General features: G+C 67.0%; 15 protein-coding genes and 1 pseudogene. 11 read left to right on the top strand and 5 right to left on the bottom strand.

Translation table 11 applies throughout. The features are described from left to right. Positions 1-82: 82 nt before the first annotated feature. From ACYVPE_RS27110 to ACYVPE_RS27100, 3 genes are all read left to right on the top strand, one after another. On the top strand, positions 83-3,640 hold the full coding sequence (locus ACYVPE_RS27110; protein ID WP_461036345.1) for a choice-of-anchor D domain-containing protein: 3,558 nt from the start codon (positions 83-85) through the stop codon (positions 3,638-3,640). 497 nt (positions 3,641-4,137) lie between these two features. Beyond that, the gene (locus ACYVPE_RS27105) at positions 4,138-5,418 is read left to right on the top strand and encodes a cytochrome P450 (RefSeq protein WP_461036344.1); all 1,281 of its coding nucleotides are present in this window, start codon (positions 4,138-4,140) and stop codon (positions 5,416-5,418) included. A gap of 35 nt (positions 5,419-5,453) precedes the next feature. After that, entirely contained in the window at positions 5,454-5,648 is a 195-nt protein-coding gene (locus ACYVPE_RS27100; RefSeq protein WP_461036343.1) for a ferredoxin, read from the top strand. Between the two features lie 9 nt (positions 5,649-5,657). Here the strand turns inward: ACYVPE_RS27100 and ACYVPE_RS27095 are convergent, their stop codons facing one another. Both ACYVPE_RS27095 and ACYVPE_RS27090 read right to left on the bottom strand, forming a co-directional pair. Beyond that, a complete protein-coding gene (locus tag ACYVPE_RS27095) occupies positions 5,658-8,924 on the bottom strand; it encodes a lantibiotic dehydratase (RefSeq protein ID WP_461036342.1) in 3,267 nt (1,088 codons plus the stop codon). Positions 8,925-9,048: 124 nt separating this feature from the next. Beyond that, entirely contained in the window at positions 9,049-9,198 is a 150-nt protein-coding gene (locus ACYVPE_RS27090) for a hypothetical protein (protein ID WP_461036341.1), read from the bottom strand. Between the two features lie 376 nt (positions 9,199-9,574). Here ACYVPE_RS27090 and ACYVPE_RS27085 point away from each other — a divergent pair, with 376 nt between their 5' ends. The 6 genes and pseudogenes from ACYVPE_RS27085 to ACYVPE_RS27060 all read left to right on the top strand — a co-directional run bounded on the left by ACYVPE_RS27085 (position 9,575) and on the right by ACYVPE_RS27060 (position 14,986). After that, positions 9,575-11,491, top strand: coding sequence for a RiPP maturation radical SAM C-methyltransferase (locus ACYVPE_RS27085; protein WP_461036340.1), 1,917 nt, complete (start codon positions 9,575-9,577; stop codon positions 11,489-11,491). Next, positions 11,488-12,084: a DUF5825 family protein gene (locus ACYVPE_RS27080; protein WP_461036339.1), complete on the top strand. Its 597-nt coding sequence runs from the start codon at positions 11,488-11,490 to the stop codon at positions 12,082-12,084. The genes ACYVPE_RS27085 and ACYVPE_RS27080 overlap by 4 nt, the downstream gene beginning before the upstream one ends. A gap of 24 nt (positions 12,085-12,108) precedes the next feature. Further along, positions 12,109-12,306, top strand: a complete 198-nt coding sequence (locus tag ACYVPE_RS27075; protein ID WP_461036338.1) for a hypothetical protein — start codon at positions 12,109-12,111, stop codon at positions 12,304-12,306. A 118-nt stretch (positions 12,307-12,424) separates the two neighbouring features. After that, on the top strand, positions 12,425-12,610 hold the full coding sequence (locus ACYVPE_RS27070) for a transposase (protein ID WP_461036337.1): 186 nt from the start codon (positions 12,425-12,427) through the stop codon (positions 12,608-12,610). A gap of 13 nt (positions 12,611-12,623) precedes the next feature. Beyond that, positions 12,624-13,427 (top strand): annotated as a pseudogene (locus ACYVPE_RS27065) (IS5 family transposase). A 998-nt stretch (positions 13,428-14,425) separates the two neighbouring features. Next, positions 14,426-14,986: a hypothetical protein gene (locus ACYVPE_RS27060; protein ID WP_461036336.1), complete on the top strand. Its 561-nt coding sequence runs from the start codon at positions 14,426-14,428 to the stop codon at positions 14,984-14,986. A 779-nt stretch (positions 14,987-15,765) separates the two neighbouring features. On the opposite strand, the gene ACYVPE_RS27055 is transcribed toward ACYVPE_RS27060, so the two are convergent. Continuing rightward, positions 15,766-16,227, bottom strand: coding sequence for a hypothetical protein (locus ACYVPE_RS27055; RefSeq protein WP_461036335.1), 462 nt, complete (start codon positions 16,225-16,227; stop codon positions 15,766-15,768). Positions 16,228-16,449: 222 nt separating this feature from the next. Next, a complete protein-coding gene (locus ACYVPE_RS27050) occupies positions 16,450-17,436 on the bottom strand; it encodes a GlxA family transcriptional regulator (RefSeq protein WP_461036334.1) in 987 nt (328 codons plus the stop codon). Positions 17,437-17,508: 72 nt separating this feature from the next. Between ACYVPE_RS27050 and ACYVPE_RS27045 the strand changes: the two genes are divergently transcribed. Together ACYVPE_RS27045 and ACYVPE_RS27040 are read left to right on the top strand one after the other, a co-directional pair. After that, positions 17,509-18,348, top strand: a complete 840-nt coding sequence (locus ACYVPE_RS27045; protein ID WP_461036333.1) for an NAD(P)H-dependent oxidoreductase — start codon at positions 17,509-17,511, stop codon at positions 18,346-18,348. 386 nt (positions 18,349-18,734) lie between these two features. Next, positions 18,735-19,325 carry a GNAT family N-acetyltransferase gene (locus ACYVPE_RS27040; protein WP_461036362.1) on the top strand — a complete coding sequence of 197 codons (591 nt, stop codon included), beginning with the start codon at positions 18,735-18,737 and terminating at the stop codon, positions 19,323-19,325. Positions 19,326-19,951: 626 nt separating this feature from the next. Here the strand turns inward: ACYVPE_RS27040 and ACYVPE_RS27035 are convergent. Next, a partial coding sequence (locus ACYVPE_RS27035; protein WP_461036332.1) for an SAM-dependent methyltransferase occupies positions 19,952-20,468 on the bottom strand: 517 nt, incomplete at its 5' end.

The raw sequence follows: 20,468 nt of genomic DNA, 5'->3' as shown, positions 1-20,468 counted from the left end.
CGCCGGTGGCTCGCGCTCCGGATCGCTCCGAGGATGACCACATAGGCCTGGGTGTCGGCTCGGGGATCGCTAGGAGTGTGCCATGCCGAGAGTCGTGGTGGCCGGTTCGGAGAACGAGACGTCGTTCGCGGTCATTGACTTCACCACCCCCGCGTCAGCCACCACGGTTCTGGTCGATCCGCAGTTCAACGCGGGATGTCGGGTGGCGATCAGTGGTTCGCACACAGCGGTCGGCAGTGTGCTGACGGGCCAGGTGCGGGTGGTCGACGTGACCGATCCCGCCACACCGGTCCCGCAGGGCACGGCGATGACGCTACTGAACGGAATCGGCGCGATCGCGATGCGCGACTCGCTCGTGGCCGCGGGCGAGTTCTCGTCCACGTTCCAGGCCCGAGTGACACTCATGGACTTCTCCAACCCCAATGCTCCGGTCATCCTGGGGACAGCCGCGACGCCGCTGATCTCGCAGGGCGGCCGCCCCGCCATCAGCTCGCTGGCCTTCACCTCCGACCATGTCGTCGTGGTGTCAGGCTCGGACCCCGAGATCGTGCAGATCGACTTCACGAATCCCAACAGCCCCAGCGTCACCAGCTTCACTCCCGGGCTGGCCGGCCCACCCGTGATCGACGCATCGGCCGCGATCATCGCGGCGGGCGACGCCAGCAGCGGCATCGTCAAGTGGTTCGACGCCGGCAGCCACACGTCACTCGGCCGCATCAACACCCAGCTGCTCTCGGTCGATTCGATCGCCGTCACCGGGCAACAACCGATCCTGGCCGCCAGTCAGAATGACACCTACGTCCACCGCATCAACACCATCGGGACGGCGTCGGACAGCCGTTTCGATCCCAACCTCGGCGGGGGCCCGGTGGTGGCGGTCGAGGCCACGACCGGAGTCTGCGGCGCCGTCCTTGGCTCGGCCGTGAAGCTCATCGACCTGACGGGGACGCCGACCGTGCTGGGAACAGCCGACCCCGGTCTCGCCTCGATCTCCACCCTGGGAATCAGCTCCTTCACGGCACCGGCCGGCCCCCGGGCGAGTTGGTCCCCTCTCATGCTCGCTTTCGGCCCCGTGCTGGTCGGCACCCCCAAGACGCTGCCACTGGCCCTGCGCAATGTCGGAGGGTCGACACTGGGCATCTCCAACCTGCGCAGCGACGATCCCCAGGTCACTTTCAGCCCAAGCGGCCCCTTCACGCTCAGCGCCACGGCATCCCAGACGGTGAATGTGACGTTCACGCCCACCGCCGCGGCGTCGCTCGCCGGAAAGAACCTGCGCTTCGACACCACCGACCCGACGAACGCGAGCGCCGCCGTCAGCCTGACCGGCAGTGGAGACTACCCGCACATCACGGTCACGCCCCAGAACCTGAACTTCCCCGGCGTCCCAGTATGCCTCTCCACCCTGCTCCCCGTGAACGTCCACAACTCAGGCGCCGTCCCGCTCACGGTGACCGCGGCCCAGACCACCACCGCCGCCTTCAGCGCCACCCCCGCGACACTCACCGTGGGCCCGGGGGCAACATCGACGCTGACCGTGCGATTCAGGCCCACCACGGTCGGGACCGCCAGCGACACCCTCACCATCACCTCCAACGACCCCAACACCGGCGACGTGAGGGTGGGGCTCACCGGCACGGGACTGCCCACGCCGCCACCGGCGATCGCCGTCGCCCCCACCGACCTGCAGTTCGGCGACTTCCCAGTCCAGTTCTTCTTCGGACTGAGCATCACGGTCGCCAACACCAGCCCATGCCAGCCCCTCACCGTCGCGCTGACCTCCAACGGCGCACCGTTCTTCGTCACCGACACCGATCCGACCACCCTCCCGCCGGACTCGCTCACCGTCTCCGGCACCGTGCTGGGCAACAGCTCCAAGCACTTCGTCGTGGTGTTCGCCCCGCAGTCCGCCGGACCCGTGACCGGCCTGCTCACCATCGCCAGCAACGACCCGAGCATGCCCACCACCACCGTGCGCCTGCAGGGCAACGGCGTTCTGCCCGACCCTGTGTCGGTCGAACTCGTCCTGGACCGCTCCGGCAGCATGTCCGCCCCGGGACAGGGCGGCACGAAGATCGAGAACCTGAAGTCGGCCGTGAAGCTCTTCGCCGACCTGGTGATCACCGGGCGCGGCGACGAGATGGGCTCCGTGGAGTTCGACGACGAGTTCGCCGTGCTCACCCCCTTCCGCGGGTTCGACGACGCACAACGGGCCGCCGTCGAGAACGGCGCCAACGCTCTCACCCCTCGGAACTTCACCTCCATTGGCGGCGGTCTGCGACTGGGCCAGGCACAGCTGTCGCCGGCGACCAACCCCCGCCAGGTGCTTCTCGTCTTCACCGACGGTCTGGAGAACCGGCCGCCCTCGATCGCCGCCGCACAGCCGGCAATCACCCAGGCGGGCACGGAGGTCTACGCCATCGGGCTCGGGCAGCCGCAGAACATCTCCGTCGCCGCTCTCAGCGAACTCGCCTCCTCCTCCAACGGAACGTTCTTCCTCACGAACGACACCCTGGTGCTACGCAAGCACTTCCTCCAGGTCCTCGCCGACGCCTTCCGGCACCAGACGGCAGCCGATCCGTTGATCACCGTCACCCAGGGCGGAGACGTCGAGATCCCCGTGGCCATCACCACGTGCGAGCGGCGGATCACGTTCGTCCTCAACTGGGACAACCCGTCGTCCGTGGTCGACTTCACCGTCACCGCACCCGACAACACCCGGTTCACGCCGAACTCCCCGCTGTCCAATCAGCTGGTGCGATACGGCGAGCGGCCCGGCTACCGCTTCTACCAGATCGCCTTCCCGCCCCTTGGCCCGGGAGCGGGAGCCACCATCGGCCCGCCCCAACTGGGAACCTGGCGGATGAGAATCCACGGCGCCTCCCTCGCCGGCGCCGAGGAACGCTGTAGCACCAGTGTGCTGGTGGAAAGCCAACTCACCATGCGGGGCACAGTGCAGGCCCTGGACACCACGACACCGATCCGGCTCGAAGCCCGGATCCAGGAAGACGCCCAGCGGATCACCGACGCGGAGGTCGTGGTCACCGTCACCGCGCCGCAGACCTCGCTGGCCGCGGCCTCCACACCAGCCATCGTCGCCCAGGCCCTGAACGCCGACCGCCAGCCCATCCCCACCGGCCTGCCTCCCCTGATCGCACTCACCACCCGCCGCTACCGGCTCACCCCCGGGCATCAAGGGGTCTTTTCCCTGGATATCCCCGCCCCCGAGGTGGACGGGGTCTACAGCTTCGAGTTCCAGGCCCGAGGCACAGCCTGCGGCGGAACGTTCCAGCGATACCAATCCATGTCCCTGTACATCAGCGGCAAACCACACGCCGGAACCACGACCGTGGACATCAGCCACGAGAAACCCGGCACAGCCATCCTCCGCGTCACCCCACGCGATGCAAGCGGAAACCCCCTCGGCCCGGGCATCTCCCACCTCATCGACGCGACGGCCGACCACGGTGCCGTGCACCCCCTGATGGACCTCCATGACGGCTCCTACGCTGCCCAACTCTCCTGGCGGCACGACCACACACCCCCGATTGTGCGACTGACCATGGGCACCGAGGACATCACCGTCACGCTCGATGAGCCAGAGACACAGAAGCCGCCGCATCCCCACGACGGATCCTGACCGGCCCACTCCACGTCCCCCTGGCCCTGCTCCCCCCGTGCTCACTTCACAGCCCATGTCGCCGAAGCTCTGCACGGGCACAGCGACGACTCGCGACGTGAGACTCAACGATCGGCCACCCCCGTCCTGTCGACCCATACCTCACACGCGCTGGTCAGTATGCGAATCCAGGCCAGATCAATCGACACAGAAGTGGGCTCCCTCTCGCCCCGCCGCACCGCCTCTGGCCTGCGCCTTTCCCACCCCGAATGGCTAGGTTCGCATCTCTGGAGAGCACCTGGGGGGACGCGCTCCAAATCGACTCTTGAAGGCCCTCCGTTCACCATCCCAGGGCCCCTCTCCTCCTCCCCGCCACCTCACCACCCCCACCAACTACCGCTCTTCGGGCGTCCTTGATCCATCCGCATTCGAGGCGGACGAGGGCGCGCGGGTGGGCCCCATGCCCACGTAGATCGCTTGTCGAGCAACACATCGCCGCCTGGACATTAATTCGAAGGATGATTGCCTACTTTCCGACCGCGATCCTCTGCTCCTATGATCGAATGGCAGGATTCGGCATCATCCGAAGAGGTGACGGCGTGAACCAGCAGGCGCGGCTTCCGGCTTACCCACTATCCCGTAATAGTTGCCCGCTCTCCCCGCCGCAGCAGTACGGACTTTGGCGCGAGACCGAGCGTTTCAAGCGTGTGACGTTGGTGAATGGCTCCGACTATCTGCTGGTGACGCGGCACGAGGATGCGTGTGCCGTGCTGACTGATCCGCGATTCAGTCCGGACAGGTCCCATGTGCCGGAGGAGGTGAAATATGACGACGGACCTATGCGGACTGCTTTTATCCTCATGGACGATCCCGAGCACGCGCACTTCAGGCGCATGCTCACCCGAGACTTCATGGTTCGCCGCAGCGAGGAAGTGCGCGGGGCGATCCGGGAGCTGGTGGCGGGCCACTTTGAACGTCTGATGGCGCGGACAGAGAGACCTGTTGACTTCGTCGCCGAGTATGCGCTGCCCCTTCCCGCGCTCTTCCTGTCACTGCTGCTCGGGGTTCCGCCCGTCGACCGCGATTCCTTCGTGTCACTCAGTACGACGTTCGTTAGCCAACGATCCTCACCGGACGAAATCCGTAACGCTGGCAGCGAGCTCCGCGTGCATCTCGAAGAGTTGGCGGCAGTCAAGAGTCGTGATCCCGGCGACGACACGATGAGTCGACTGATTGCCGAGTTCGAGTCTACTGGCCACCTCACCCGGGACGACGTGGTCAACATGTGCGCCCTGCTCATGCTGGCCGGGCATGAGTCGATGACCAGCATGATCGCCATGAGCGTCTTCACGCTCCTCCGCGAGCCCGAGCAACTGGCAGCTGTCCATGCGGCCGGCCCCGAAGCGCTCGGAACGACGGTTGAGGAGTTGCTGCGCTACCTGACAGTCGGGCACAACGGCGTCTTCCGGGTCGCCAACGTGGACGTGGACCTGGGGGGACACGTCATCCGTGCCGGGCAGGGCGTAGTGGTCAACCTGGCGGTGGCGAACCGGGACAGGCGGGTCTTCCACGAACCTGACGACGTCGATCCGCACCGGGACGCCCGTCGACACCTCGCCTTCGGCTGGGGCATGCACCGGTGCCTGGGTTCAACCCTGGCTCGCGTGCAGCTTCAGGAGGCGCTGCTTCCCGCACTGCACCGGCTGCCTGGCTTGCGGCTCGCTGTACCTGCCGATGAAGTGCCGTTCTACTACAACGTGACGGCCTACGGCATCAGCGAGCTACCTGTCGAATGGTAAGCGTCCGAGGAAAACTCCACGCAGGGAGAAACGACATGCGTGTCGCCGTTTTCACCGATAAGTGCTGTGGCTCCGGCCAGTGCGTGCTCACTGCTCCCGATGTCTTTGAGCAACGGGCGGAGGACGGTATCGTCGCACTGGTGGATGCGACACCGCCTGCGGAATACCACGCCAACGTTCGCGAATCCGCGATTCTCTGTCCGACCGGCGCCATCGAATTCACCGAGTAGGTCTGGTACTCAGGTTTCCGCCCGCACCCCGGCGACACGGGCAAGGTGACGACGGCGATTGACCAGGGCCTGCACCGCAGCGCTCGCGAGCGCATACGACGTCTCCTCCGCTTTCTGATTACCTCCCACCAGGCGATTGTGGTGCATGTGGAGGAGGGACAGAAGGACATCGGACGCCGTGGACGGGGCCGACTTCCCCTGGCGGTGCAGCAACTGCCCGTATGTGGCGAGCGCCTCGGCACGCTCGGACCAAGCACCCACCAGCGCGGCGCCGTTGGGAAGTGCACGCAGCGCCGCCCAGTCGTCGGAGGGGTCGATCAGGCTCAGTGCCCCCCGGTACTCGCGCAGCGCCTCTGGGCGCCTGCTTTCTCTGGGGAAGGCGGACAGGAACCAGCGGGTCCACGCTGGCTCCTGGCCGTGATCGGTCGTCGGCCAGAACGCAGCAGCAATGTTGATGTAGTTGGCCGCGGCGGCGACCATCGGCGCCACAGCTGTCCTGCTCGTCTCCAGGCGCCGGAGCTGCGCGAGCACGGAACGGCTATCGGCATGGAATACCCGCTCGGCCGCTTCCATGGCGTCCGGGCCGCCATAGCGCTCCAGCTCCGGGTCGTACGTGTCCAGTGTCAAGCGCCGGATCACTCGCTGATGGAGAAGTCGGGCGGCCCATTCATGCAGGCGCCTTAGCCCGTCCGCAACGATGACCTCGGGCTTGGCATGGAACCGAAGACGTAGGTGTCGGTCGTCGGCACCGCCGTAGCGGATGAAGAACCACCGGTCGATGCCGTCCGGGCCATAAGGGAGCATGGCCAGCAGTTGCGGCAAGTGGTCGATGAGCAGTTCGTTCTCCTGGTCGGTGGCGCAGTACAGGGACGCGTACAGCCATTCACCGCCTGGCAGTTGCTCATGACGGACGTCGCGCAGTGGTGCCATCGGGCGGCTGGCCGTTCGACCTATCCGGCGTTCGGACTTGCGAGTCACCAGGGGGAGCACCAACTCGTTGGTGTGGTGGCCGTCCGGACCGGCCAGCCAGCTTTCAGTCTGTGCGTCGTCCAGTGCCTCGAACACCTCGAGGTCCGGGCAGCGCCTCATCTCGTGGCGTAGCAGGCGAAGATGGTGCGGATCGGTGAGGTCGAGATCCAGTCGCTGGTCGAAGTGGCTGACGCGTACCTGCCGGGGTACGTGCCAGCACTCTCGCCAGCCGACCAGTTCCGTGGACCAGGCGGCGAGCGGAACCGTTTGGTCGTGCATCGTATCGGGCAGGCGCCAGCGGGCCGGAGTAAGCACGGTCCGGCGGTACCGCACGCGGGGGAGGAAGGGCAACCCTGCGGCGGCTCCCCAGTCCCATGGCTCCCACAGCCTCACGCCGCTGTAGGGCAGTTCATGGAGGAAGCGGGCCATGTTGGGGGCGTGGTGGACCATGTCCAGCATGTGGAGGCCAGCGGGCGCCACTTCACAGCCGTCGCGCGTGTCGATGAAGAAGAGGCGGGTGGTGTCGGCGGCCACTGCGAGTCGCTCGAGATCGAGGGTCTGATCCTGCTTCCGGTCGGCGAAGACGCCCACCGGAAGCCAGTTCGGGTGTACGCGCGGGACGCGAACCACGTTGGCGGCGCGGGGTGTGGCTGGCTGGCAGACGACCTGAGCAGGCAGTGCGCGTCGGTCCCAGAAGCCTGGTTCCCCCGCGTCGTTGTTGCTGTGTTCGTCGGACGAGCGGCATGCCACGGCGCGGAAGTCGTCGGGCAGCAGATGTGCGAACCGACCTGACATTGCCCCGGCGGGGATCGCGCCGCCCAGGACGACGAGCCGGAAGTCTCCGTCCCACAGGGCTCCGGGCGACGAGGCCAGCACTTGCAGGTGCACGTCGAGCGAGTCGGGCGGAACTCCGTCGTCACACGCCAGTTGGGCGATGAGGCTGCCCGGGCCTTCGGTCAGTACCACTTCCGGAGCGCCGGTGACCGTCGCCTGTTGGGCGAGTGAGAGCAGCAGACGGTCGCGTTCAGGGTGATCATCTGGCTCGACGCGCAGGGCGCGATTGCTCTGCGGTCGGCGATATCCGGCGGGTGGACCCAGCCCCGTACTCGGGTCGAGCAGCTCCCGCAGTCCCACGGGTCGTTCCACGCCATACCGTTCCAGGAAATCGAGGTGGTACTGACGCAGATGCTTGGAGCCGGGCGGTCGTGGTGACAGCCGCCACAGTGTTCGTGCGGCGTCTTCCGCCTCCCTGGCTACGGCCTGTGGCAGCCGGACGTCGATATCCATGGCGAGGTCGACATGTACTACTGCCTCCGCCTGCCGAAGGCGCCGCATCCGGCCGGATACGGCCGCCAGCGCCGCACTGCCCTCACCCAGCGGCTTCGCCGCGTAGTTGGCTAGGTCCTGCTGGATCGCTCTCAGCTCCGGCAGCTCTGGCAACTCCGTGGGGTTGGGCAGCCGGGCAAGCACCTCGAGGACATGTTCGAGCGGATCGACGGCCGATGACGGAGGTTGCAACTCGGTGAGCAGGAAGCCCTTTTCGACCAACCGCATGACCAGATCGCGCACGACGTTCTCGTCGGCCGTGGGGAAGGCGGAGCGCAGACGGCGCTCCAGCGTCGCACCGTCCACCGGCACGCGGGCGTGGTCGAGCGCGGCCCTCACCGCGCCGCTGAACCGGATGCTGACCGTCCGCGCCGTGCCACCCGCCCGGGAAGTCACCGCGTGGTCGGGCTGGTAGGTAAGTACCAGCCGCTTGCCACGGAGGTGGCAGAGGTTGTTGGCCGTCAGGCGGAGTTGGCGTAGTACCTCCGGGCGCAACTCCCAGGCGGCGAGCAGGCCCAACAACCATCGGCAGTCCACGCGGGGCACTCGTCGATGGGCAGACCCGAAGCGGATCCCGGCCCATGCCCGCGCATCGGTGAACTCGGCCGCCGCCACCCCCGCCAGAAGGCCGAACGGCGTGGGCCGCCCGGCCATCCGCAGCCGATACCGGCTCAGCGCCCGCACCGCTTGGCGTAGGTCCGTAAGCTTCTGAACACCGCCGCCACCCGATTGAGAATTGCCTAGCAGGTCGAGGCCGCGGGCCAGAGACGGGCTGGAGAGAGCGACCGCCTCGCGAACCAGTCCCTCGTCGGCCAGCGCCCGCAGGCGCGCGGCCAGCAACGCGGCCTCGTCGTCAACTCCTTCGGGGATGTCACCCCTGGTCTCCAAACCGCGCCGAGCCGGGTGGACCGGCACGCGGAGCAGGGCTGGTCCAGCGCAGGAGAACTGTGGGCCCGTTGCCTTCGGGACGTCTTCCCCCATACCACTCGCTCCCCTCACCGTCGGTGTCCGGGTGTGAACGCCGTTTCTCTGCCGCGCCGCCGTTGGCCTCACGAGAGCGGGGGCCCTCCGTAGGGAAGGCCCCCGCGCCCCCTGAAGATCGTCCTCAGGACGAGCGCTTCTGCTTAATGGTCACCGTGGTAATCGTGGTGGTGAGGAGAAAGCCCTCCGCGGCATCCGCGTCCTCGATCTCCCGAATGTCCAGGTCGAAACTGTCTTCCTTGCCCTGCCCATCGATCGTCTCGACAATCGACATAGTGATCTCTCCTTCCCTAGGGTCCGCGCCTCAACACTGTTTTCTGCCAGGCCGGGTCTCAGTCGACCGACTCCCATTGCATGCCCGCGAGTCAACACCCGACAAGAGGGATGACCACACATTAACCCTATCGAGCGAATAGAATGACTAACCTATGTGGAGCTGTCGATCAAAGATGGCGCCCCCCATCTCACAGATCGATCAATAGCGATCTCACGCACCCCCTCCCCCTTGTCGGCAGCCACACTTGTCTCTTAACATGCAGTGGATTCCTCCATGGTGGATTCCGCCGGCCGCGTCGGGTCTCAGTCCTCCGCTCACCGCAGCACCTGCGTCAAGGCCACACCCCGCGATTGACATTCGGTGGAGGAAGACCATGCACGTTCTGCTGGTCACCATGCCATGGGCGACAATTCACGCACCATCCCTGTCCGCAAGCACACTGGTTGAAATCGCGCGACGGTCTCCTCGAGTCGACTCCACGCAGGTCCTCTATGGAAATCTGCTCTGGGCGGATCACATCCACCAAGCAACCGGCGGGAAATTCAGACCGAGGGACTACGAGGACGTCGCGGACGACTATTTCATGGCGACCGGCGAGTGGATTTTCTCCGGCGCACTGTACGGCGAGACAGATCCAAGGAGCACCCGCTTCCATGTCATCGCTACCGAGGATGGAGCGGACCTCTCCGCCACTCTCCCCCTCTACCAACAGGCCTCGCCCTTCATCGAGGATCTCGCCCACCGCATCGCAGCACAGCAGCCCGATGTCATCGGGTTCACCAGCACCTTCCAGCAGAACGTGCCCTCGCTCGCGCTGGCCCGGGCAGTGAAGCAGCTGCTCCCCGAGGCTGTCACGGTCTTCGGTGGGGCCAATTGCGACGGCCGGCAGGGCCAGGCCCTGCACAGGGCATTCCCCTTCATCGACTACGTGGTGCGCGGTGAGGGAGAGCGTGTCTTCTCTCAGCTTCTCGACCTGCTTGGCCGGCCCGACAGCGACGCCGCCCAGGCCGCATACGGTGGCCTTCCAGGACTGTGCTGGCGCACGCCTACCGGTGAATCGCGCCCCAACCCGCAGTGCGGCCCGCCGTTGCCCATGAACGAGGTGCCCACACCGTCCTTTAAGGCGTACTTCGATCAGCTCGCGGACTCACATGTCCGGCCATTGATCTCCCCAAGGATCTGGCTAGAGGGCTCCCGCGGCTGCTGGTGGGGAGCCAAGCACCACTGCACCTTCTGCGGCCTCAACGGCACCACGATGCCCTACCGCAGCAAGCCCGCCCACCGGCTGTGGTCCGAAATCTCCCAGCACAGTGCGCAGTTCAAGATGCTCGACATAAAGCTCACCGACAACATCCTCGACATGAACTACCTCAAGACGTTCCTCCCCTTGGTCCGCGACAGCGAGCTCGATCTGCGGATCTTCTCCGAGATCAAGTCGAATCTGGACTTCGCGCAGCTCGCCACCCTGGCTGACGCACATGTCGTAGAGGTCCAGCCCGGCATCGAGAGCCTGAGTTCCCGCGTGCTGAAACTGATGCGCAAGGGCGTGACCGGTGCGCAGAACGTCCGCTTGCTAAGGGACTGCGAGACCCTCGGCATCACCGTCCGATGGAGCTATCTCTACGGCTTCCCCGGCGAAACCTACGAGGACTACTCGGCCGTCCTCGGCCAGTTCCCTGCCCTGGTGCACCTCCAACCGCCCACCTCCGCACTCCGGATCCAGCTGGAGAGATTCAGCCCGTACTTCGACGATCCCTCCCTGGGCCTTCCCTCCCGTGGTCCCGCCCGCTACTACCGGGCAGTGCACGACCTGCCCGAGTACGTCGTGGCAGACTTGGTCTATCTCCACGACAGCGACCCGGCGGGCATCAACGGAGAAATGAAAGACCAGCTCGAAAAGGGCGTTGAACAGTGGAACACGGACGCCCGCACCGGCTCCCTGATGCTCGTACAGCGGGGCCACGACGCGGTGAGCATCGAGGACACTCGTGCCGGACGCTCCTCTTGCGTGCATCACTTGGATCCCGGTCTGGAGACGACCGCCTATCTCCTGCTTCTTCCCGGCCGAAGCCGGCTCTCACTAGGCCGCGCTCTGGAAGACCGGAGCATGCGGCCGACGTCTGAGGTGCTGACCCGGCTCCTGGAAACTTGGCTCGACGCTGGACTCGTCTTCGTGGAAGCCGACACCTACGTCGCCCTGGCCGTGGGCGCCCCCGACCTCGCCCTCAGTCACCTCATGCGCGAGCGGCGCACTTCGAAGCTGGAGTCGGCGAAAGGCGGCGTCTGTTGAAGACGATCCTCACCGCGACCCCACACCTTGGCCGCCACCTCGACGACCCACGTTGCCTACCCCAGCAGTCGGAGTTGGACGTCTGGGTCCGACAGGGCTCCCGCAATGTCATCCTGACGGGACCACCCCTCATGCTCCGCGAGGCCGACTCGGAACTGGCGATCGAGGTGATCCGATTTCTGCGAGACGCTGCGAGCAGTGGCCTGCAGGTGGACTGGCGAGGCGTCTTCGAAACGCCTCACGACGCGTGGCAGTGGCGCCATTTGTCCGCACCGCACACCGGGAGGAACTCCTCCGTCTCCCCTGGGGCGGCACTGCCGCAGTTCCACTGGCGCCGGGGCTCCGGCTTCATCCGTACGATCGACTGCCGACGGCCTCCCCTGCTACGCGAAGTGTGCCTCCGCGACCGGGCGCTGCTGGACATGTTCGCCCGGATCCAGCAGCCCCTAGACGTGACGACAGCTGGCCTAGACACGGTCGAAAGATCCGCCCTCCGCTGCCTGCTGACTCAGCACCTGGCGACAACCATCGGGCCCTACGCGCTCGCTCTGCCCTGCCACTTCACCCGATGGCCCATCCCGACTTCCGTCTGAGCCACACCCCGGTTCGCGGCCGAAGTGCAGACGCGAGCCTGGCCGCAAGCGGACGTCGGTGCGGTACGCGACGATGTGCTCGGCCAGCAACGTGTGTTCCTCCGCGCTGTGGTCGCCGCGATCCAGCAGCACCCCATCGAGACGGGCCTGCTTGGCCACGGCCAGCAACGCGAGGGCGCTGGCAACGAGGAGGCCGGCAATCACGGCTCGGGTCTGTTGTAAAAGTTGATCTCACTTGTGGATGATCACGTCTTGTGGGGCGTGGTGATCTGACGAACGGGCAGTGGGCCCGGCTTGAGCCGTTGCTGCCGAAGGGGCTCAAGTCGGGTCGTCCGCCGGTATGGACGCGGCGGCGGTTGATCGACAGCCTACCGGGCGGACTCGGACCGGTGCTCCGTGGCGTGATGTGCCCGAGAGGTACGGATCGTGGGACCGGGTCTATGACCTGTTCCGGCGGTGGCAGCGTGATGGCACCTGGGCGAGGATCGTTACCCAGCTTCAGACGTCATCTCATTTGGCTGGGTAGGCTGCCGGTCGTGGTGGGGGTCGTTGAGCGGCTGGTGCCGGACGAGTTGTGGGAGATGTTCCAGCGGGTGGTGCCGGAGGCGCTGTCGCGGCCTCAGGGTGGTGGCCGGCGTCGGCACGGTGATCGCGAAGTGCTGGCCGCGATCGTCTTCGTGGCGACCTCGGGCTGCACATGGCAGCAGTTGCCGTCCGCCTCGTTCGGGCCATCGGGCGCGACGGCTCACCGACGATTCACCGAGTGGACGCAGGCCCAGGTGTGGGCCAAGCTCCACCGCCTGGTCCTCGACGAACTCGGCTCCCGCGGCGAACTGGACTGGTCCCGCCGCGCGATCGACTCGGTGAACATGCGGGCCCTGAAAAGGGGGACCTGACCGGCCCGAATCCTGTCGACCGGGGCAAGTACGGCTCGAAGATCCACTTGATCACCGAGCGGACCGGTCTGCCCCTGTCCGTGGATCTCCGGGGCGAACCCGCACGACAGCCAGGCCCTGATACCGCTGGTGAAGGGGATACCGCCGATCCGCTCCCGGCGCGGACGCCGACGGCACAGACCGGCAAAGCTCCACGCAGACAAGGGATACGACTACGACCACCTGCGGCGATGGTTACGTGGACGCGGCATCCGGCATCGCATCGCCCGCAAGGGCATCGAGTCCTCGACCCGGCTGGGCCGCCACCGCTGGACCATAGAACGCACCATGTCGTGGCTCGCCGGATGCCGCCGACTACACCGCCGCTACGAGCGCAAAGCCGAACACCACCTGGCCTTCACCAGCATCGCCTGCACCCTCATCTGCTACCGCGGACTCACCAAATGAGATGACGTCTTAGCGCGCTGCACCCGCAGGAACCGCACCGTCGACCTTCGGGTCGAAGTGAGCAGAACTCCCGCAAGGAGGCCACCAATCGGCAGCCCCGGGAGGCTCGTCACGACGACAACCACCACCACGACGAGCGGCAGCCCGATCCGAATGTCCCAGATCGACAACGAACCCGTTTGAGAGCGAAGAAACCCTGGCAGAATGAATTTTCACGCCGAGGACCGCTGCTTGCCGTCCCCTCGGATGTGTCAGTCGAACATGTCCACTCACCTTCGAGTGCTTGTTTGATTGACGGGCCCGGGGCTTGGTTTGGAGACCCCCCGGGGCCCTTGCATGCGCGGGCACTCCAGACGGTCAGCCCGAATGCACACGGCGTCACCGTACCCCCGTCACCCACACAGCGTCACGCGCTTCCCAGATTTCATGCAAACCACACCGCCCCCTAGCGCAACTCCCGACGGAACGGGGATCGCCTACACCCCCCGCGGCCGTTTCGATCACATCTGATCATTTTCCGTCGCACGAGGGCCACCTAGGCCGCATTGGGCATTCAGATGCACCATTTCTTATCATCCGCTAGGAACGGCCAAGCTTTTGGAGATGCCGAGAAGAGAGACCGAGCAATCCGGAGATAGGGACTAAAACGAGGGAGACGTTCACTCTGCAGAGTGATGAGACGCAGCGCGGTAGACGGCATTCTGCACGTGCGCATGCAAAATTACGGCGCACGAGGCTCGAAGTGAAGTCGTGACGCGCCACGGACTTCCGCGGTGTCTGTAGCGTCATCGAGTACTTCGTGGTTCGCGGTGACAGCCTTCTCCAGCTCACCTTCCTCGAAGGCGGCGGCAATCGATCCGATCCCGTCCATGCCCTCCACCCGGTCCAAACCGGTATTTCCCGCAGATCCACAGATCACGACACCGACATCAGTACCCGACGCCCTGATGCGCCACCTTGTGACCACCAACCCTCACCCTCACCCGCCTGGCGCCCACATGCCCCCTTGCCCACCGCATCGTCTTTCACCTCAACCGCCCACCCGCGCGGCGGAGTCGCTCACCATCCCCGTCATCGCGGCCCGGGCCGGCGTGCACGCCACCACCGTCTACCGGCGCTGGGGATCGGTGCCCGAGCTGCTGAGCGACATCGCCACCAGCCGGTTCAGCGGCGACGTCGTGGTGCCGGACACCGGCTCGCTCCGCGGCGACCTGGACCGGTGGGTCGGCCAGGTCGCCACCGACCCGGCCGACCCCGACGTGCTCAAGCTGATGCGCGCGGCAGTCGGCACCGGCCCCCTCGGATGCGACGCGTGCGTGGCCGACCGGCACGCCCAACTCACCGCGATCCCCGAACGCGAGCGGAGCCTCGGCGGCGCCCCAACCGAAGATCGAGGTCGCCGCCGACCTGCTGCTCAGCCTGCTCTACCCCCGCGCCGTCGTCATCGACCGCCCCGCCGGCCCCGACTGGGCCCGCACACTGGTCGCCGGCCTCCTGATTCGGGGCTCTTACCAATCCGGGCGACACGGGCCGAATATGACGTGGACTTGACAGCGTGACGGAGCCCGGCGGGAGAGCCTTTCTTGACCCGGCTGCGTGCGCAGATCGAGCCATACCCCTCCTCGATGGGCACAACGCGGCGATCATGGTCAACAACATGGACCGGGCCGCAGGCGTCGGCTGTAATGGGGCGACGGCAGTGGGAGGTCGTGTACAGACAAGCAGGTTCGTCATCGCGGACCTGGACGACATGCTGCTCCCAGACCGAAGTGCCGCCTGGGCGGCTCTGGAAGCCCACGCCGCACCCGTCCCCCTTCGTCATCACCGCATGCGGGACAGAGCCACACACTCGGTGGTGCCGAAGCCTGGCCGGATCGTTGACATCGCATGCAAGACGTCAACTCCCCGGTGGGGAGGGTGTTTCTGGGCTGTCGGCGCTCGTGATCGAGGCTACTGCGGTGCAGCAGACACCGGCGCTTCGACGCTACCGTCGAGGCCACGATCGGCATCCCCCCAAGCCGAGCGAGGAGCAACGCCTGGGATACACGGGGAGTCACCACCTCCTGCGACGCTGGGTGGAGCGATCACGGCTCAAAGAGCCGGACAGGCTGTGGGAGTTCTCTGGGACTTTCGACCGCATCAGAGAGCAAGCGCGAGAAAGACGTGAAATAGCGAATGTACAGGTCAACGGCCCATCGGTGCTCAACGTCGCAGGCCAGGAGACCGCGTGGTCTCTTCCGCGAGAACTGCGGGGACCCCCGCACACTAGAAGCCAACCCGAGAGCGACCGGGCCCCCGGCACACGCCCGAGGCCCGGTCTGCAAGGCGGCGCCCGCGCTCACCTCAGTTTGTTCAGGTCCCGCTGGCTCATGCCGAACCGCACGTTCGGCTGGCCGTACCTGAAAGGGTACCCGACCATGAACGCGGAGGCAATGAGCACGCCGTTGGGCAGGTAGGCGCCAGTTGCCTGCTCGATCAAGTGCTTCACACCATAACTGCCTGCGGTGGGCGTCTTCATCGGCGTGATGTTGTCGCGCAGCCACAGGGCCGTCTTCGCGACCAGCTCCTCATTGCGCCGCAGGTGCTCGCGCTCGACGGCGAGTTCGGCGCGCCGCTGCTCGGCGGCCAGGCGAGGGGAGTTGAAGACGCCGATGCCGAAGTTGCCGAGCCTCTTGTGCTCCTCCATCACTTCGGCCAGGGTCGGCCAGTTGAGCTGGCGGCGGCGAGCGTTCGGGTACGTCGTTTCAGTGGCGGTCTGGAAAGCGCGAATCCACGACTTCTGACGGCGGTTCTGGGTCATCGGGTGCTCCTCGCAGGGCTGCCCACGTTCCCCGCACGGATGTCTGATGACCTGACGGAAGCGCTGGGCGCGATTCGGAGAACCTTGTCTTCGCCGCCACGGCGGACGTGGGCCACCGTGACTCGGAGCGGGCAGGCGCTATCTGTCAGGAGCAGCATACCCATCTGCTCACTCATGCCCGCAGGCTATTGACGCCGCCTACCCCTCGTACGGTGAAGCCGACTACCCTCGGAACGTGCGGCGGTAGGCGCGCGGGGAGACGCCGATGAGGGCGCGCATGTGCTGCCGCAGTGAGGCGGCCGTGCCGAAGCCGGTGTCGGCCGCGATCCGGTCGACGCTGTGGTCCGTCTCTTCCAACAACTGCCGCGCGTGGTCGATCCGCTGTCGGGTCAGCCACTGGACGGGGGTTTGCCCGGTCTCCTCGCGGAAGCGTCGACTGAATGTCCGGACGCTCATGGACTCCCGGGCCGCGAGTTCGCTCAGCGAGAGCGGACGGTCGAGGTGCCGCAGGGCCCAGGCGCGGGCCCGTGCCGTGGAGGAACGCAGCTGGGACGGCATGGGCCGTGGGATGAACTGGGCCTGTCCGCCGTCCCGGTGCGGGGGGACGACCGTGGTGCGGGCCACCGCGTTGGCGATGGCCGTGCCGTGGTCGCGCCGGACCATGTGGAGGCACAGGTCGATGCCAGAGGCCTCCCCCGCCGAGGTCAGCACGTCCCCCTCGTCCACGTAGAGGACGTCGGGGCGCAGGTCGACGTTCGGGAAGTGGGCCCGGAACTCGGGCACGGACCGCCAGTGCGTCGTCGCCCCGCGTCCGTCCAGCAGGCCGGCGGCCGCCAGGACGAACGCGCCGGTGCAGACGGACGCGACGCGGGCGCCGGGGCGGATGTGGGACAGCGCCTCGGCGACGGGGGCCGCCAACCGCCCGCTCGTCTCGTCGGGCGCGTGCGTCGCCGGCACGAGCACGGTGTCCGCCTCCGCCAGCACCTCCGGACCGTGCGGGACGTGGATCGAGAAGTCGGCGTCCGTCCGGACGGGGCCGGGTGCCGGCGCGCAGGTGGCCAGCTCGTACAGCGACTCGCCCGTGGCGGACCGGGCGTAGCCGAAGATCTGGTGCACCAGTCCCAGTTCCATGGGCATGACGCCGGGGCGGACGAGTACGGCGACCTTGTGGCGGTCCGTGGCACCGGCCGGTTGGGCGAGGGAGCTCATTGGCCAGATCCTTCCATATCGTGGCGATCGCGCCACTCGTTTCCGGTGTGCCGGCTGCGCAGGATCGAAACCATGAAGGTGCTCTGGATATTCGCCCACCCGGAAGAGACGTCGTTGAACAGTTCGCTGCGTGCGGCGGGGATCCGCGCGCTGCGGGAGCGCGGCCACGAGGTCGTGGAGTCCGATCTCCACGCCATGGGGTGGAAGGCGACGGTCGACCGCGCGGACTTCCCAGGCGTGGTGGACGGACGGTTGTCGGTGGGGGACGCCCAGGAGAGCGCCTATCGGACGGGTGGGCTGAGTGCGGACATCCGCGCCGAGCACGAGAAGATCGCCTGGGCGGACACCCTGGTCCTCCACTTCCCGCTGTGGTGGTTCGGCCCGCCCGCCATCCTGAAGGGCTGGCTCGACAGGGTGCTCGTCCAGGGCTTCGCGTTCGGAGTCAGGGACGAGCGCGGCAGGACCCGGCGCTACGGCGACGGCGGACTCGTCGGGAAGCGCGCCGTGGTCGTCACCTCGGTCGGCGCCCGCCGGTCGAGCTTCGGTCCACGCGGCATCCACGGCTTCGTGGACGACATCCTCTTCCCGCTGCACCACGGCACGTTCTGGTACACCGGAATGGACGCCCTGCCACCGTTCGTCGTGTACGGAGCCGACCGGTTCACCGAGACCGACTTCGCGACCTGCGCCGACGAGCTCCGCGCGCGGATGCGCGGTCTGGAGTCGGACCCGCCTCTCCCCTTCCGGCACGAGAGGGGCGGGGACTACGACGACGACCTGGTCCTGCTCCCCGGCGTCGCGCCCGGGACCACCGGCCTCGCCGCCCACTACGCCGTGGACCGCACGGCCGAGCATGACGCGAACGCGCCCGGCACGGGGCGCTCCCCTTCCGGAGGACGGGACAAGGGGTGAGGGGCGCGAAGACCTGCGGACGACCGCGGGGCAGATCGCGAGTAACCCCGTTCGCGACGCGAGGTCACCGAGCGGCCCGTCCTCGTGGGCGAGCGCGAGGAACCGCCCCAGGACGCGCCCTCTCCCGCCGAACTCGCGCAACAGGCCCTGGATCAGATGCTGTTGGAGGGCCCGAAGATCGATATCGCCCCCGCCCCTGGCGGCGCGGGCCGGGCGCTCGGCGTGCTCGCGTGGATGTGGAGCGCCGAGAGTGCCACCACAACCGGCCCAACGAACCCTCCGCGTCCGCCGGCGGCATCACGGTCACAGCCCTCGCCATCGCCGAGACGATCACGTGGTCAACGCGGTGGAAGACAAATCCCAGGCCACGGGTTTCCTTTTCGCACATGACAACGGCTATTACGCCTGGGGTCGCGCGCCGTGGGGTGGCCACGAAAACTGGTGGCCGGCCGAGGGATCGGTTGGCCCTGATCGAGCCTGTGGCTGATGTCGGTGTGCGTGTTGGGCTGCTCTCGGATCATCCGGAGTTCGTGGAGCCGCTGGCGGCCCTCCGGTTCCAGGAGTGGGGGCCCGAGCCAGGCCGTGAACGGCTGTCGGACTACGTCACAGTCACGGCCCGAGAGGCCGGTCGGCACCGCCTGCCTGTCACCTTTGTCGCGTCAGGAGATCAGGGCGTGCTCGGGGGCGTCGGGCTCGCTGACCACGATCTCGCGCAACGCCGCGATCGCGGCCCCTGGATCGTGGGCACTGTTGTCGCCCCAGCCCTCCGCCGCGCCGGCGTCGGCGCTCTTCTGCTCAGTCATCTGGAGCGTCACGTCGTGAAACTCGGCATGGCCCGGATCTACGTGGCCACAGGAGGAGATGCCATCGCCTTCTACCAAGCCTGTGGCTGGGAGGTCGACGAGATCGTCCCGACCGGCCCTGACGAGAACGCCACGGTGCTCAGCAAGGGAATGCTCTCCACGTATGGCGGATGACGACGTGTTACAGGACCATCGCCACCGTAGGGTGGTGCGGGTTGGCGACGCCGTCCGGCGGCCCACACATCCTTGGACGCCGGCCGTTCACGCGCTCCGGCGGCATTTGGAGGACGCCGGTTTCCCGCACTCGCCACGGGTGCTCGGGATCGACGAGGAAGGATCTTGACACCCTCACTAGATCCCCACAAGACCACCCATCGACTTCCCCGACGAACTCGTCGCCGCCGAACGCGGCAGGCAGACGGCCCACCACCCTGCTGCGGGCGATCCCGCTGCAATCGTGGACCGATGCCGCCGGCGTCGAGCGCAGCACCGGCGGGCTCGCCGAGCACGACCAAGAGCGGCTACGTGAGCTGACCAGTGAAGTCCATCTCCTGTCCGATGACCGGGCGCGCCCGCTGACCTGACAAACCTCGCCCGGCCAGCACGGCGACACCCGACGTTCGTCCCGCTGCTGGAGGGTTTACGTATCCGGCGGCGCGGTCTTGGCCGACCGCAGAGCCAACCGGACCGTGGACGTGGTGACAAGGCGTACTCCAGCCGCGATAACCGCGCTCACCCGCGCAGACGCGGTATCAAGGCGACCATCGCGCAACCTGACAGCCAGGGCCATGGGGACGCGGTCACGGAACGCGTGCGACACCTCCCATCCCGACACCGTGGGGCTCCTCCACGAGTGCGGGCACATCGGCACGCCATCGGGGCATGGACACCACCCCGGGAGGCACGAACTCCATGCCCTCGAAGAACCGCTCGATGCGTTCTGGGGTACGCAACACGTAGGGCACGGCGCCGGAGTCGTTGTACTCCTGCTGGGCCGCGATGAGGACCGGGTCGAGGGCGACGCCATGGCTGAGCACGAGGTAACTCCCCGGAGCCAGCTCGGCGACCAGCCGACGAACGATCGACTGGGCCTCCTCGTCGTCGACCACGTGCCCCATGACGTCCGACAGGACCAAGGCGATGGGCCGGGTGAAGTCCAGGGTGCTCCGGGCAGCAGCCACGATCCCTTCCGGATGGCGCAGGTCGGCGTCGATGTACCGGGTGGCGCCCTCCGGCGAACTGGTGAGCAGGGCCTGGGCGTACGCCAGTACCAGCGGGTCGTTGTCGACGTAGACGATGCGCGACTCCGGGGCTTCA

Source organism: Streptomyces mayteni, assembly GCF_054783955.1.
The sequence above is the reverse complement of the archived record's forward strand: the minus strand, read 5'-3'. Positions and strand labels throughout refer to the sequence as shown.